General features: G+C 54.2%; 13 protein-coding genes and 1 pseudogene. 4 read left to right on the top strand and 10 right to left on the bottom strand.

From position 1 onward, the window contains the following. Positions 1–185 precede the first annotated feature (185 nt). Genes fdnG through fdnI form a run of 3 tightly spaced genes read left to right on the top strand, consistent with a single transcriptional unit; the run spans position 186 to position 4778 of the window. Complete coding sequence (gene fdnG, locus MX657_RS12025) at positions 186–3233, top strand: formate dehydrogenase-N subunit alpha (protein WP_346805872.1); 3048 nt, start codon at positions 186–188, stop codon at positions 3231–3233. 11 nt (positions 3234–3244) lie between these two features. Beyond that, positions 3245–4129, top strand: a complete 885-nt coding sequence (gene fdxH / locus MX657_RS12020; protein WP_080329189.1) for a formate dehydrogenase subunit beta — start codon at positions 3245–3247, stop codon at positions 4127–4129. After that, a complete protein-coding gene (gene fdnI / locus MX657_RS12015) occupies positions 4122–4778 on the top strand; it encodes a formate dehydrogenase-N subunit gamma (protein ID WP_080329188.1) in 657 nt (218 codons plus the stop codon). The genes fdxH and fdnI overlap by 8 nt, the downstream gene beginning before the upstream one ends. A 60-nt stretch (positions 4779–4838) precedes the next feature. On the opposite strand, the gene ppk2 is transcribed toward fdnI, so the two are convergent. Next, the gene (ppk2, locus tag MX657_RS12010) at positions 4839–5657 is read right to left on the bottom strand and encodes a polyphosphate kinase 2 (RefSeq protein ID WP_346805871.1); all 819 of its coding nucleotides are present in this window, start codon (positions 5655–5657) and stop codon (positions 4839–4841) included. A gap of 165 nt (positions 5658–5822) precedes the next feature. Here ppk2 and araJ point away from each other — a divergent pair, with 165 nt between their 5' ends. Then, entirely contained in the window at positions 5823–6998 is a 1176-nt protein-coding gene (araJ, locus tag MX657_RS12005; protein ID WP_346805870.1) for an MFS transporter AraJ, read from the top strand. Positions 6999–7036: 38 nt separating this feature from the next. On the opposite strand, the gene adhP is transcribed toward araJ, so the two are convergent. The 9 genes and pseudogenes from adhP to MX657_RS11960 all read right to left on the bottom strand — a co-directional run bounded on the left by adhP (position 7037) and on the right by MX657_RS11960 (position 15455). Next, on the bottom strand, positions 7037–8047 hold the full coding sequence (adhP, locus tag MX657_RS12000) for an alcohol dehydrogenase AdhP (protein ID WP_119915695.1): 1011 nt from the start codon (positions 8045–8047) through the stop codon (positions 7037–7039). A gap of 195 nt (positions 8048–8242) precedes the next feature. Further along, the gene (locus tag MX657_RS11995) at positions 8243–9955 is read right to left on the bottom strand and encodes an ABC-F family ATP-binding cassette domain-containing protein (RefSeq protein WP_346805869.1); all 1713 of its coding nucleotides are present in this window, start codon (positions 9953–9955) and stop codon (positions 8243–8245) included. Positions 9956–10318: 363 nt separating this feature from the next. After that, positions 10319–10797, bottom strand: a pseudogene (locus MX657_RS11990) (Hcp family type VI secretion system effector). Positions 10798–10831: 34 nt separating this feature from the next. After that, the gene (locus tag MX657_RS11985; RefSeq protein WP_080329708.1) at positions 10832–11020 is read right to left on the bottom strand and encodes a hypothetical protein; all 189 of its coding nucleotides are present in this window, start codon (positions 11018–11020) and stop codon (positions 10832–10834) included. 5 nt (positions 11021–11025) lie between these two features. Then, positions 11026–11715 carry a hypothetical protein gene (locus MX657_RS11980; protein WP_119915692.1) on the bottom strand — a complete coding sequence of 230 codons (690 nt, stop codon included), beginning with the start codon at positions 11713–11715 and terminating at the stop codon, positions 11026–11028. 334 nt (positions 11716–12049) lie between these two features. Then, positions 12050–13747, bottom strand: coding sequence for an NAD-dependent malic enzyme (locus MX657_RS11975; RefSeq protein WP_119915691.1), 1698 nt, complete (start codon positions 13745–13747; stop codon positions 12050–12052). Between the two features lie 176 nt (positions 13748–13923). Continuing rightward, positions 13924–14061 (bottom strand): stationary-phase-induced ribosome-associated protein, encoded by a 138-nt coding sequence (sra, locus tag MX657_RS11970; protein ID WP_008501714.1) that lies wholly within the window; start codon positions 14059–14061, stop codon positions 13924–13926. Positions 14062–14156: 95 nt separating this feature from the next. Next, complete coding sequence (gene bdm / locus MX657_RS11965; RefSeq protein ID WP_013096534.1) at positions 14157–14372, bottom strand: biofilm-dependent modulation protein; 216 nt, start codon at positions 14370–14372, stop codon at positions 14157–14159. 231 nt (positions 14373–14603) lie between these two features. Beyond that, positions 14604–15455 (bottom strand): Vmh family MBL fold metallo-hydrolase, encoded by an 852-nt coding sequence (locus MX657_RS11960; RefSeq protein WP_217478679.1) that lies wholly within the window; start codon positions 15453–15455, stop codon positions 14604–14606. Between the last annotated feature and the right edge of the window lie 4 nt (positions 15456–15459).

The raw sequence follows: 15459 nt of genomic DNA, 5'->3' as shown, positions 1-15459 counted from the left end.
TATAGCATTAATCCAGACCCTGTCGCGAATAATTCTCTCAAGGGTTTAACCCTAAAGGATTATTCAAACACGGTAGCGCTGACTATTAAGGGGGCGAAGTCGGGAGACCTTGATTTGACGCAAAAAAAACAGGGGCTTTGCTGTTAGTTTGCGGCGCGAAGTCTTATCAGATAACGAGGACAACAATGGACGTCAGCCGCAGACAATTTTTCAAAATCTGCGCGGGCGGTATGGCCGGAACAACAGCCGCAATGCTGGGATTTGCTCCCAAAATGGCGCTGGCTCAGGCACGCAACTATAAGCTGCTGCGCGCGAAAGAGATCCGTAACACCTGCACATACTGTTCCGTAGGTTGTGGGCTTTTGATGTATAGCCTGGGCGATGGCGCGAAGAACGCCAGAGAAGCGATTTACCATATTGAAGGGGATCCGGATCATCCGGTGAGTCGCGGGGCATTATGCCCGAAAGGGGCGGGCCTGCTGGATTATGTCCACAGTGAAAACCGCCTCCGCTACCCGGAATACCGCGCGCCGGGTTCGGATAAATGGCAGCGCATCTCCTGGGATGAGGCCTTCTCCCGCATTGCCAAATTAATGAAAGCCGACCGCGACGCCAACTTTATTGAAAAGAACGCGCAGGGCGTAACGGTTAACCGCTGGTTATCCACCGGCATGTTGTGCGCCTCTGCGGCAAGCAATGAAACCGGCATGCTGACGCAAAAATTTGTGCGCTCTCTCGGCATGCTGGCGGTAGACAACCAGGCGCGCGTCTGACACGGACCAACGGTAGCAAGTCTTGCTCCAACATTTGGTCGCGGTGCGATGACCAACCACTGGGTTGATATCAAAAACGCTAACGTCGTGGTGGTAATGGGCGGTAACGCTGCAGAAGCCCATCCGGTGGGATTCCGCTGGGCGATGGAAGCGAAAAACAACAACGATGCGACGCTTATCGTCGTCGATCCGCGCTTTACGCGTACGGCATCGGTGGCCGATATCTATGCGCCAATCCGCTCCGGTACGGACATTACGTTCCTCTCCGGCGTTCTGCTGTACCTGATCGAAAACAACAAAATTAACGCGGAATACGTTAAGCATTACACCAACGCGAACCTGCTGGTGCGGGATGATTTTGCCTTCGATGACGGGCTGTTCAGCGGCTATGACGCTGAAAAACGTCAGTATGACAAAACGTCCTGGAACTATCAGTTCGATGAAAACGGCTATGCGATGCGGGATGAAACGCTGACGCATCCGCGCTGCGTGTGGAACCTGCTGAAGCAGCACGTTTCCCGCTACACCCCGGACGTGGTGGAAAACATCTGCGGCACGCCAAAAGCCGATTTCCTGAAGGTGTGCGAAGTGCTGGCCTCCACCAGCGCCGCAGACAGAACCACCACCTTCTTGTATGCGCTGGGCTGGACGCAGCACACCGTGGGCGCGCAGAACATCCGTACTATGGCGATGATCCAGCTGCTGCTCGGCAACATGGGGATGGCCGGTGGCGGCGTGAACGCCCTGCGCGGCCACTCCAACATTCAGGGCTTAACCGATCTCGGTCTGCTCTCCACCAGCCTGCCGGGCTACCTGACGCTGCCGTCGGAAAAGCAGGCCAGTCTGCAAGCGTACCTTGAAGCGAATACGCCAAAAGCAACGCTGCCGGACCAGGTGAACTACTGGAGCAACTATCCGAAGTTCTACGTCAGCCTGATGAAATCCTTCTACGGCGACGCGGCGCAGAAGGAGAACGACTGGGGCTTTGAGTGGCTGCCGAAGTGGGACCAGGCTTACGACGTCATCAAGTATTTCAACATGATGGATAAGGGCGACGTTACCGGCTATATCTGCCAGGGCTTTAACCCGGTGGCGTCATTCCCGGACAAGAACAAAGTCGTGCGCAGCCTGAGCAAGCTGAAGTACATGGTGGTTATCGATCCGCTGGTGACCGAGACCTCCACCTTCTGGCAGAACCACGGGGAATCCAACGATGTCGATCCGGCAGCGATCCAGACCGAGGTCTTCCGCCTGCCGTCCACCTGCTTTGCGGAAGAGGACGGCTCTATTGCCAACTCCGGCCGCTGGCTGCAGTGGCACTGGAAAGGGCAGGACGCACCGGGCGAAGCGCGTAACGACGGTGAGATCCTGGCCGGGATTTACCATCGCCTGCGCGAAATGTACCGCACCGAAGGCGGCAAAGGCGCTGAACCGCTGCTGAAGATGAGCTGGCACTACAAGCAGCCGGATCGTCCGGAGTCTGAGGAAGTCGCCAAAGAGAACAACGGCGTGGCGCTGGCGGATCTCTATGACGCCAGCGGCAACCTGGTGGCGAAGAAAGGCCAGCTGCTGAACAGCTTTGCGCTGCTGCGTGACGACGGTACCACGGCATCATCCTGCTGGATCTACACCGGCAGTTGGACGGAGCAGGGTAACCAGATGGCGAACCGCGATAACGCTGACCCGTCAGGTCTGGGCAACACGCTGGGCTGGGCCTGGGCGTGGCCGCTTAACCGTCGCGTGCTGTACAACCGCGCCTCGGCGGATATCAACGGCAAGCCGTGGGATCCGAAGCGCATGCTGATCCAGTGGAACGGGGCGAAGTGGACGGGGAACGACATCCCGGACTATAACACCGCCGCACCGGGCAGCAACACCGGGCCGTTCATCATGCAGCCGGAAGGGCTGGGGCGCCTGTTTGCCCTCAACAAGCTGGCGGAAGGGCCGTTCCCGGAACACTACGAGCCGATGGAAACGCCGCTCGGCACTAACCCGCTGCACCCGAACGTGGTCTCCAGCCCGGTGGTGCGCATCTACGAAGAGGACGTGCTGCGTCTGGGCAAAAAGGACAAATTCCCGTACGTGGGGACGACCTACCGCCTGACCGAGCATTTCCATACCTGGACCAAGCACGCGCGGCTTAACGCCATCGCGCAGCCGGAACAGTTTGTGGAGATAAGCGAAACGCTGGCGAAGGCGAAAGGCATTACCAACGGCGACCGCGTTAAGGTGAGCAGCAAGCGCGGCTTTATTCGCGCGGTGGCGGTGGTGACCCGTCGTTTGCAAAGTCTGAACGTGCACGGCCAGCAGGTTGAAACCGTCGGCATCCCGCTGCACTGGGGCTTTGAGGGGGTGGCGCAGAAAGGTTACATCGCCAACACCCTGACGCCAAACGTCGGCGATTCGAACTCGCAAACGCCGGAGTACAAGGCGTTTCTGGTCAACATCGAGAAAGCGTAAGGAGCGATTAAATGGCGATGGAAACACAAGACATTATTAAACGCTCCGCGACCAACCCGATAACCCCCGCGCCCCGCGCGCGGGACTACAAGGCAGAAGTCGCCAAGCTGATCGACGTCTCCTCCTGCGTAGGCTGTAAAGCTTGCCAGGTGGCCTGTTCGGAGTGGAACGATATCCGCGACGAGGTGGGGCACTGCGTTGGGGTCTACGACAATCCGGCGGATCTGAGCGCCAAATCCTGGACGGTGATGCGCTTTAGCGAAACCGACCAGAACGGCAAGCTGGAGTGGCTGATCCGCAAAGACGGCTGCATGCATTGTGAAGATCCGGGCTGCCTGAAGGCGTGCCCGTCTGCCGGGGCGATTATTCAGTACGCTAACGGGATCGTCGACTTCCAGCAGGATAACTGCATCGGCTGCGGCTACTGCATCGCGGGCTGTCCGTTTAATATCCCACGCCTCAATAAAGAGGATAACCGGGTATATAAATGCACCCTGTGCGTGGACCGCGTCAGCGTCGGGCAGGAGCCTGCCTGCGTGAAGACCTGTCCCACCGGCGCGATCCACTTCGGCACCAAGAAAGAGATGCTCGACGTGGCGCAAGAGCGTGTGGACAAGCTGAAAGCGCGCGGCTACGACAAGGCGGGCATTTACAACCCGCAGGGCGTGGGCGGTACGCACGTGATGTACGTTCTGCATCACAACGACCAACCGGAGCTGTACCACAATCTGCCGAAGGAACCGGCGATCGACACGTCGATCAACCTGTGGAAAGGGGCGCTCAAACCGCTCTCAGCGGCGGGCTTTATCGCTACCTTTGCCGGGCTGATTTATCACTACATCGGTATCGGGCCAAACAAAGAGGTGGATGACGATGAGGAGGAACACCATGAGTAAGTCGAAAATGATCGTGCGCACGAAGTTTATCGACCGCGCCTGTCACTGGACGGTGGTGATCTGCTTCTTCCTGGTGGCGGTGTCGGGGATTTCGTTCTTCTTCCCGACGCTGCAGTGGCTGACCGAAACCTTCGGTACGCCGCAGATGGGGCGCATTCTGCATCCGTTCTTCGGCGTGCTGATTTTCGTGGTGCTGATGTTTATGTTCGTGCGCTTTGTCCATCACAACATCCCGGACAAACAGGACATTCCGTGGCTGAAAGGGATTGTCGAAGTTCTGAAGGGCAACGAGCATAAAGTCGCGAAGGTAGGCAAGTATAACGCCGGGCAGAAGATGATGTTCTGGACCATCATGAGCATGATTTTTGTGCTGCTGGTGACCGGGGTGATTATCTGGCGTCCGTATTTTGCGCACTATTTCCCGATTCAGGTGATTCGCTACGCGCTGCTGATCCACGCCACGTCGGCCATTATTCTGATCCACGCAATCCTGATCCATATGTATATGGCGTTCTGGGTTAAAGGCTCGATTAAAGGCATGATTGAAGGGAAGGTGAGCCGCCGCTGGGCGCAGAAACACCACCCGCGCTGGTACCGTGATGTCGAGCGGCTGGAAGCGAAACAGGAAAGTACGGAAGGGATCAAGTAAGACCTGCGCCGTCGGCTTTGCCCGGCGGCGCTGCGCTTGCGCGGGCCTACTCCTGCTATATCAGAACCGCTCCTCAACATACCTGAAAGGGTATTTAGTAGGCTTCACCTTACCAATTTTTCGTTTCGGTAAATCCACCTTGTCGACGTGAATTTCTTTATAGGGGATCTGTGAAAGCAAATGCGAAATAATATTCAGGCGCACGCGCTTTTTATCTTCTGAACGCGCGACAAACCACGGTGCCCAGGCGGTATCGGTGGCTTCAAACATGGCATCGCGGGCGAGCGTGTATTCATCCCACAAATTGAAGGATTTGATGTCCATCGGGGACAGCTTCCAGATTTTGCGACCATCGTTGATGCGATCGCGCAGGCGGCGTTCCTGCTCTTTCGGCGTCACCTCTAGCCAGTATTTCAGCAGAATAATCCCGGCATCGACCATCGCTTTTTCCATAACCGGCGTGCCGTCCAGAAATTTCTCCACCTGTTCTTCGGTGCAGAAGCCCATCACGCGCTCGATGCCCGCGCGGTTATACCAGCTGCGGTCGAAGATGACGATTTCACCTGCTGAGGGCAGATGCGGTACGTAACGCTGGAAATAGAGCTGGCTTTTCTCTTTATCGGTAGGCGCGGGGAGCGCGACGACGCGAAAAACACGCGGGCTGACGCGCTCGGTAATTGCTTTTATGGTGCCGCCTTTCCCGGCACCGTCGCGGCCCTCAAAAACGATGCACACTTTTAATCCTTTGGCGACGACCCACTGCTGGAGCTTGACAAGTTCAACGTGCAGGCGGCGCAGCTCTTTTTCATATTCTTTAGTCTTTAGCGGAGCACTCTTTACGACTTCAACAGCGACAGGGGCTTTCTTTTTACTTCCCATAATTGTCATCCTCAGGTTGTCCGGCGCGGGAAAAAGCGAGACCGCACTATGAAGTGTAATCCACCTGAATTAATGGATTAATGTGTCAGCTGGCTGATTTGAACTGGCTCACCATACAAGATTGTTCAATAATGCCCGTCGCGAGTATTAACCTGTGGTTGCGGTATGAAAAAGACAATTTTTTCGCTGGCGCTTGGCACGTTTGGCCTGGGCATGGCTGAGTTTGGCATTATGGGTGTGCTAACCGAACTGGCGCACGACACCGGTATTTCGATTCCCTCCGCCGGGAATATGATCTCTTTTTATGCTTTCGGCGTGGTGGTCGGCGCCCCGATTGTGGCGCTGTTTTCGGGAAAGTTTTCGTTAAAAACCACGCTGCTGTTTCTGGTGGCCATGTGCGCGGTCGGCAATGCTCTGTTTACGTTTTCGACGTCCTATTTCTGGCTGGCGGTGGGGCGGCTGATTTCCGGCTTTCCACACGGGGCCATTTTTGGCGTCGGGGCGATAATCCTTTCGAAAATTGCGCCACCGGGGAAGGTGACGGTTGCGGTCTCTGGAATGATTGCTGGCATGACCGTCGCCAATCTGATGGGCGTTCCGCTGGGGACATGGCTGGGGCATGCATTTAACTGGCGTTATACCTTTTTCCTTATTGCCGTCTTCGACGCGCTGGTGATCCTCTCGGTTCTCCTCTGGGTGCCGGATATCCACGACAAATCAGAAATCAAATTGACTGAGCAGTTCCATTTCCTCAAGAAACCGGAACCCTGGCTGATTTTTGCTGCCACCATGTTTGGCAACGCGGGCGTGTTTGCGTGGTTTAGCTTCGTCAAGCCGTTTATGGTCAACGTCTCCGGTTTTTCGGAAGGGGTGATGACGGCCATCATGATGCTGATGGGGCTGGGCATGGTGTTGGGCAATTTGCTGAGCGGTAAGCTCTCCAGCCGGTTTAGCCCGCTGCGCATTGCGGCCACCACCGACATGGTGATTGTCGCCTCACTGCTGCTGCTTTTCGCCTTTGGTGAACAAAAAACGGCCTCACTGATGATGGGCTTTATCTGCTGCGCCGGGCTGTTTGCGCTCTCTGCGCCGCTGCAAATCCTGCTTCTGCAAAATGCGAAGGGCGGTGAGATGCTGGGGGCAGCAGGGGGACAAATGGCGTTTAATCTCGGCAGTGCGATTGGCGCGTACTTCGGCGGGATGATGATTACCCTGGGCTTTAGCTGGCGTTACGTCACGCTGCCAGCGGCGGTTCTCTCTTTCTCGGCCATGAGTGCGCTGCTTATTTACGGGTACCTGCGGGCAAGACAGACGCAGCTTAAGGCGCGCGCGGTAGTATGAAAACCGCTCCCGGAGGGAGCGGTGATGAGGGCAGGAGATTATGAACGCAGGTCAATCACCATACGGCCACGAATCTGACCCTGTTCCATCTCTTTAAAGATGGCGTTGATATCCTCCAGCGGACGCATTGTGACTTTCGGCACCACTTTGCCCTCAGCGGCGAACTGGAAGGCTTCCTGCAGATCCTGACGGGTGCCGACCAGTGAACCCACCACCTGAATGCCATCCAGCACCAGACGCGGGATGTCGAGGCTCATCGCTTCCGGCGGCAGGCCAACTGCGACCACGCGGCCACCGGCACGAACCGCGTCAACCGCTGAGTTGAAGGCCGCTTTGGCGACGGCAGTGACCACCGCAGCATGCGCGCCGCCGGTTTTCTCCTGCACAATTTTCGCGGCATCTTCGCTGCGGGAGTTAATGGTTAAATCCGCCCCCATGCTGGCCGCCAGCTTGAGCTGTTCGTCATTAACGTCGAGGGCGATGACTTTGGCGTTAAAGACGTTTTTGGCATACTGCAGAGCAAGGTTGCCTAACCCGCCCAGGCCGTAAATTGCGATCCACTGGCCCGGTTTAATACCGGAGACTTTCACCGCTTTGTAGGTGGTTACGCCTGCACAGGTAATGCTGCTTGCCGCAGCCGAATCCAGACCGTCCGGGACTTTGACCGCGTAATCCGCGGTGACGATGCACTCTTCGGCCATGCCACCATCGACGGAGTAACCGGCATTTTTCACATCGCGGCACAGGGTTTCATTGCCGGTGTTACAGTATTCGCAGTGGCCACAGCCTTCAAAAAACCACGCCACGCTCGCGCGATCGCCGACTTTCAGCGACGTCACGCCAGGGCCGATTTCTTTTACAATCCCAATCCCTTCATGTCCCAAAATCACCCCGGTTTTATCGCCGAAATCACCGTTCTTCACGTGAAGATCGGTATGGCATACGCCACAGCACTCCATCTTCAGCAGGGCTTCCCCGTGCTTCAGCGGGCGTAAGGTTTTTTCGGTGACGTTGACCTGGTGATCCTGAGTGACAACAGCAGCCTTCATGTGTTTCTCCTTGTTCATGATAAGAATCTGCGCAGCAGGGTAATACCTCTTAAGGATTAATTCATTAGCCTGGTAATGCAAGGCTGCAGCAACATAATGTCATCATTTAATTCGTTTTCAGATTAAGAATACGGCGTTCCTCTAATAATTTAAGGGGAAATAACTGGCCCAGCGAGAACCTCGCCGGGCGCAGCGTTACAGCTGTGCTTCTATCTCCTCAATCTCTTTACGCCATTGTGCCTGCAGCTGCGGCTTTTGATGCTTCGGCTTACGCGACAGGTCTTCTTCCAGCAGCGTTTCCAGTACGATCAGCCGTTCAAGCAGATCGTCGTACGGCGAGGGTTGAGCCGTTGCAGCGGCGATGACGGACGCGGTGGATGTCACCAACCCAGCGCTTTCACGCAGCCGCTCAAACACCGCTTCAGCATCGTGCCACTCGCTCAGCATTCCCTCTTCAATCAACCAGAAACGGTTACAGCTTTGGCTAATTAACTGGCGATCGTGGCTGACCAACAGCACGCCGCCTTCGAACTGTTGCAGCGTTTCCGCCAGCGCCTCTTTGCCTTCCATGTCCAGATGGTTGGTCGGTTCATCCAGCATCAGCAGGCTATAGCGGGCAAGCGTCAGCCCGACGAACAGCAGGCGAGAGCGCTCGCCGCCGCTGAGCGTACTGACTTTTTGCCCATGACGCGCCCACGGGAACCCGGCGCTGATGAGCGCCATCTTCCTGTGGTGCGGATCGGGTGCAAACGGCTCCAGCGCGTCAAACAGCGTGGCATCATCAGGCAACTGGTTGAGCGTCTGATCGTAATAGCCTGCCGACACGCGCGGATGGAGTTTTAGCTCCGCCTCTGCCTGAGAATTGCTCAAATGACGCCAGATGAGCTTCATCAGCGACGATTTACCGCAGCCGTTACGACCGACAATCGCCACGCGATCACCGCTTTTCAGCCGCGCCGTTTCAATGCTAAACAGCGGCAGTAGCCCGGGTGCAGGGGGCACGCCGAGGTTTTCCATCTCCAGCAGCCTGTCTGCCCGCAGCGCGTCACCGCGCAGGGTTAACGTCCACGGGCTGCCTGCCGTGAGCGCCGTCTGGCTCTCCTTCAGCCGTTCGACCTGTTTTTCCATCTGTTTGGCTTTGCGGGCCAGGTCTTCGTTGTCATAAACCTTGCCCCAGGTCGCCAGCCGCTTCGCGCTGGCGGTCACCCGGTCAATCTCCTTTTGCTCCGCCTTATGGCGCTGCGCGTCGCTTTCATCTTTTGCTTCAAGCGCCTTTCGGGCCGCCGTGCAGGGAAGGGCGAAGTAGTGCAGCGTTTTATCGCGCAGGATCCAGCTGCCGTTGGTCACGGCATCAAGCAGCTGTCTGTCGTGCGAGACCAGTACGAAGCTGCCTGACCAGTTCTGTAAGAAATGTTCCAGCCAGAGCATGGTCGGCAAATCGAGGTGGTTGCTGGGTTCATCCAGCAGCAGTAGGTCCGGCTCGTGAATCAGCGCTCGCGCCAGCAGCAGTCGCGTGTGCTGTCCGCCGCTCAGCGTGGCGGATTGCAGCGTCATATCCTGTGGCGTGAAGCCCATGCTCGCCAGCAGCGTTTCGGCTTTCCAGCGCAGGCTGTCGTGCTCAGCTAAAGGCAGCTGCGCGAGTACGGCATCCAGCATGGTCAGCGGGAAAATGGCGTCCGGAAGATGTTGCTCCACGCGCGCCATCAGGCAGTGCCCGGCAAGCGCTACTGTTCCGGCGGCAGGGATATCTGTTCCGTCCAGCACCTTTAAAAGCGTACTTTTGCCGCAGCCGTTGTCGCCCAGCAGGCCGATGCGGTCGCCTTTTTTCAGCGTAAAGGAGAGTGAGTCGAAGAGCGTGCCAAACGCCGTATCAACGCGTAAAGATTGTGCAGTGAGTAAAGTGCTCATTGTTGCTTACCCAAGAGTTACAGGCATGTTTATGCCTCGTCAAACATCGCTGACGATAACTCAGTAAGCCCGAGAGAAGGGATTTCAGGGGTTGGTGTCTTCGCTCAAGCAGAAGTTATCGCAGCACGATACCGATAACGCTTGAGCTGGTGCGATCACCAAGTGTATGTGAAACATTGAAAATTTCACGATACAGCATAATTGGCCTCCTTATAGGTTTTGAGTTTGCAGGTAACTAACACTATATAACGTTTTTAAGCATAAGCCTAACTTTGCTTCTTATCGTTGGTCTGCGGTTAAAGTGAGGATTTTCACTATTCATTAGAGGCAAAGAAGATAAAGCATCCTTTGCCTCCTTCGTCATCATGCGCAACAACGATCGTTCCATGAATCACGATAGATAATATTACCCTCCGTATACTTCCAGGTAATCGCTTCATAACGCAATTCGAGTGTTTCAAGATGAGTACTACTCATACTGTTTGGAGATAGGTATGGTGCAACCGTTGTGAATTTGATGTTTTCCAGAATGATATTGAAATACTCGCCTCAATGCCTGATTCCAGAATACGGTACATTTTAATTGTAGCTTTTTTCATAGTGCGGCCTTCACAGACAGCACGGTACAAAAGTGGTGTTGTTTGATCAAACTCCTTCACTATCGTGATAGGGCGATGGACACGCGTTCCTGTCAGTTTTCCCCAGCTTGTATCTACCGGGATAGTGACACCGTGAGAGAAGGATTTTAACTCGATAGACCCCAGGCGAAGTGGCATAAGGCAACTGCCAACAATAGGTGAACCATTTTCATCTTCAAGCCATAAGTGTGCGGGGGTAGACATAATATTTCCTTATAAATAAGATAGCCTTTGACGGCTACCATTTGACATATCGATAAAAGACAACGATCACGAAAATGCAGAATATGGGGACAGGCCATATCGGTCCATCAGGGAAAAATTGAAAAAAGACAACAGCAAATGCAAGTGTCAATAAGGCAGGGCCGTACATCGATATCAATGACCTGAATATCCGCATGAAAATCCGTTTAATAAGAATCATCATGTTCATCAAATCAGCCTTCTGATGATATCTGCAATTTCACCATCCGATCCCCATTGTGCTTTAAACGCCCCAGCTCGTTCAAACAATGGTTCTATCAGGAAGTACATCATTTCCAATTCTTGTGCATATAACGCCGAGTAGTAGTCTGGGTAGGTAATGTGAAGACGACTTGCGCTATCTGCCGCTTTCTGCACAACGCCATATACGCCAATAATCCCAACAAACCCGCCTGCACTTCGTCCTGTCAGTACACTGAGTTCAAGACTTAAACTCATGCCCGCGGCAACAAATGATGCTGTTGCTAAAGCAAATCCCGCGTTTGTAAGTGAACTTGCGGCGATATGAATATTTACAGTCATTAGCAATTGTTTGATGTGCTCTAGCTGGTCGGAGGTTTTGTGCCGGAATACTTCTTCAAAATAGATTTTGAGCATTTCATATACAACATCTCCATCAAATATTATATGATAAACACCCTTAGCAAATCGGATGTCCTCGGACTTTTGTTTCTGACAAACATCCTGATATTCATCAGTAAAGCAAGACGTATAATACAGCGCGCGCGTAGCACCTGCGCCGATCGTTTCAATCTGATTTGATACGGATTTTCCTACACCCGTTAATGCGTGGTCGAGTTTTAACGCAAGGATGTTATTCGCCTGTAAATAACGGATCACTTCATCGCTATAGTACATAACCGCTCCTTGCTCCCCTCGCGATTTGCAAAGCAATAGCGCTTTTGATGTCCGCACTTCCATCACTTTTCACCCAACAACAAACCGGGATTGCCATTTCAAAATACCTTTTATTAGTAATGCCGAACGTTACTAAACCCTCAAAATAATCTGTTTATTAGGCAAAAAATGTTATGCAAAATATTTATATTTCAAAGAGATATGTATTGTTGTTGGAATATTAATTATTCAAATAATATTCAGTGAAATGCTGCAGTAGAAGCAAAGACAATAAAGGAAGGAGGATATTCACGTTCCCTCACCTAAGAGGAGAGGGAACGGTTCGAGCGCAGAATTAAATCGAGGTACGGCGATAGCTGCGGTATTCAGGCATCCAGAAGTTATCATCAATAGCCTGCTGCAGCGCGTCGGCAGAGGTTTTCACCGCCACGCCCTGCTGCTGTGCCATTTTCCCCACCGCAAACGCGATAGCGCGCGACACCTTATGAATGTCTTTCAGCTCCGGCAGCACCAGCCCTTCACCGTTGTTGACCAGCGGCGAGTAGCCCGCGAGGGTTTCGCTCGCTGACATCAGCATCTCATCGGTAATGCGGGATGCGCCGGAAGCGATCACGCCCAGACCAATGCCCGGGAAGATGTATGAGTTGTTGCACTGGGCGATCGGATAGGTTTTATCTTTCCACACCACCGGATCGAACGGGCTGCCGGTGGCGACCAGCGCGTTACCTTCGGTCCAGGCGATGATGTCCTGCGGCGTCGCTTCCACGCGGGAGGTAGGGTTAGAGAGCGGCATCACGATAGGGCGCTCGCAGTGCTTGTGCATCTCGCGAATAATCTCTTCGGTAAAGAGACCGGTTTGCCCGGAAACGCCGATCAGAATATCCGGCTTCACGTTGCGCACCACGTCCAGCAGGGAGAGCACTTCGTTGTCGGTATCCCAGTTTTTCAGGTTCTCACGCTTCTGCACCAGCCTGGTCTGGAACGGCAGCAGGTTCGGCATAGCGTCGGTGAGCAGGCCGAAACGGTCCACCATAAACACGCGGGAGCGGGCCAGCTCTTCGCTTAAGCCTTCACGCTGCGTCTGGGCGATGATCTGCTCGGCAATACCACAGCCCGCAGAGCCCGCGCCCAGGAAGACGATTTTCTGGTAGCTCAGCTGGCTGCCGGCCGCGCGGCTGGCGGCGATAAGCGTGCCCACGGTCACCGCTGCGGTGCCCTGGATGTCGTCGTTAAAGGAGCAGATCTCATCGCGATAGCGGTTCAGCAGCGGCATCGCGTTTTTCTGCGCAAAGTCTTCAAACTGCAGCAGAACGTCCGGCCAGCGGTGCTTCACGGCCTGGATGAAATCGTCGACAAACTGATAGTACTCGTCGTCGGTGATGCGCGGATGACGCCAGCCCATGTACAGCGGATCGTTAAGCAACTGCTGGTTGTTGGTACCGACATCCAGCACTACCGGCAGGGTATACGCCGGGCTGATGCCGCCGCAGGCAGTGTAGAGAGAGAGTTTACCGATTGGGATCCCCATCCCGCCAATGCCCTGGTCACCGAGGCCAAGAATACGTTCGCCGTCGGTTACCACAATCACTTTGATATTGTGGTTAGGCACGTTCTGCAGAATATCGTCCATGTTGTGACGGTTCTGATAAGAGATAAAGACGCCGCGTGAGCGACGGTAGATCTCAGAGAAGCGTTCGCACGCCGCACCCACCGTTGGGGTGTAGATCACCGGCATCATCTCTTCGAGATGATTTTGTACCAGACGGTAGAAGAGGGTTTCATTGGTGTCCTGGATGTTGCGCAGGTAGATGTGCTTGTCGATCTCAGTTTTGAACCCCTGATACTGGATCCACGCGCGCTCCGCCTGTTCTTCAATGGTTTCAACCACTTCCGGCAGCAGGCCAAGCAGGTTAAAGCTGCTGCGCTCTTCCATGCTGAAGGCGCTGCCTTTGTTGAGCAGGGGGAATTCCAGTAAAACGGGTCCGGCGTATGGGATATATAAGGAACGATGTTTTTTCAGTTTGTTGTCCATGTCACTCACTCTTATTTTGAAGATCCGTCCCTGACACTGCTGTTTGTCATCTTTCTGGCCTGTGCTGCGGGGTGCGGTCGGGCGGTATTATAAAGGAGCTGAATATTAATTACCGCAACACATAAACAAAAACACCATCGGTTTTGCCGATGGTGTTCAGGATCTCAGTCTGGAACTTACTTGCCCGCGTGGCGTTTTCTGCCGGTGGCGTGAGTGACTTGCGTTTCGTGGTCGCCTTCAATCACCACTTTACGCTGATTAGAAAGCTTGTAGTTCAGTCCCAGAATATGGCGTGCCTGACGGTTCGATTTCATATTAACTCCTCAATCCTGTTGATAGTTTTAAGGACCAGTTTGCTTGCGCAAACGAAATGTAACCCCTTAGGTTGCAGATCCAGCTTAGCAGGTTTTTACAATGGTGCGTTTTGCCCGCTGACGACGTAGTTAATGGTCTGCTGGTAGATGTCACTGAGGATGTCATTATCTGTGGATTCCACCCACTTGGTCAGCTCCATCAAAATGTCATCTTCAGTCACAGCACCGTGCTCGGCGTGAAGACCCTGCGCAATCGCGTTAACGAGTTCAGGTTGTGCTGCTGCGGTATTAGCCGGGTAATAAGTAAACATGCTGCCTCCGTGTCGTTGTCTGTTTAATGGTACGGCTCGCAAAAAATTTAATTCATAAACAGAATGGCAAATATTTTTCCGGTTGTGTCTCAGATTCATCTTAGAAATAAAAATGACATAAGTGCATGCTTTTATGCGCTTTTAAAACGTGGGGATATATTGATGTGTGACGGTGTGGATATTTGCGGGGGCTCCTGCCATTATGAAAATATAGCAGGAGCCGTTTTTAAATTACCACTTCATTTCGCCGGTATTCACTTTGGCGCTTAATTCCAGAGAGCTCTCTTCGGCCAGGCCCGGATACTGTTTTTTCAGTGCTCCGATGACGCTGGCAGAGTCTTTATGTGCCGACAACGCCTGTTCAAAATGCTGCAGATAGCCACGGGTAAAATCAATAGCCCCGGTTCCCGCCGGTGGCGTGCCCAGATAGTGGCCCGGGATCACGCGTTCCGGTTTATGCGCGGCCATGTTATCCAGGGTTTGCTGCCACTGCAGGCGGCGAGCCGGGGTCTGGGTATCTGCCGTCCAGACGTGGATCCCCCAGGCTACTCCGGTGCCGCCGAGGATGGTTTTCGCGGACGGGATCCACACGTAGGCCGCGTAGCTGTCCGGCTGTTCGATATCAATTTTTTCCCCGTCAACCATAAACGTGGTGGAGGCGAGCACCTGCGGCACCACCAGCTCCGTTGGCGCGCCGTCTTTCATCTGCGGACCCCAGAAGGCGAGCTTGGCGTCTTTGGTGGCCTTAATATGGTCAACCACCTGCTGCGTGGCCACCACTTTGGCATTCGGGAAGGCTTTGACCAGCGGCTGCAGGCCAAAATAGAAATCCGGATCGCCGGAGGTGATCACAATCTTATTCAGCGTTTTACCGCTGCGGCGGATTTTCTCTACCAGCGCTTCGCCATCCTTCACGCTGAACTGCGCGTCAAACAGCACCGCCTCTTTCGGGCCGGAAACCAGCGTGGAGGAGACCGCGAAAATGCCTTTTTCCTGCGGGTTATAGGTATCAATAGTCAACGGCGCGGCAAAAACAGCCGGAGCGAAAAGGGCGGAAAGCAGGGCAATATGAGTGAGTTTCATGCTG

This window comes from Enterobacter chuandaensis, from assembly GCF_039718975.1.
Taxonomy (GTDB): domain Bacteria; phylum Pseudomonadota; class Gammaproteobacteria; order Enterobacterales; family Enterobacteriaceae; genus Enterobacter; species Enterobacter chuandaensis.
Note: the sequence above shows the minus strand (reverse complement) of the source record. Positions and strands in the feature narration are given on the sequence as shown.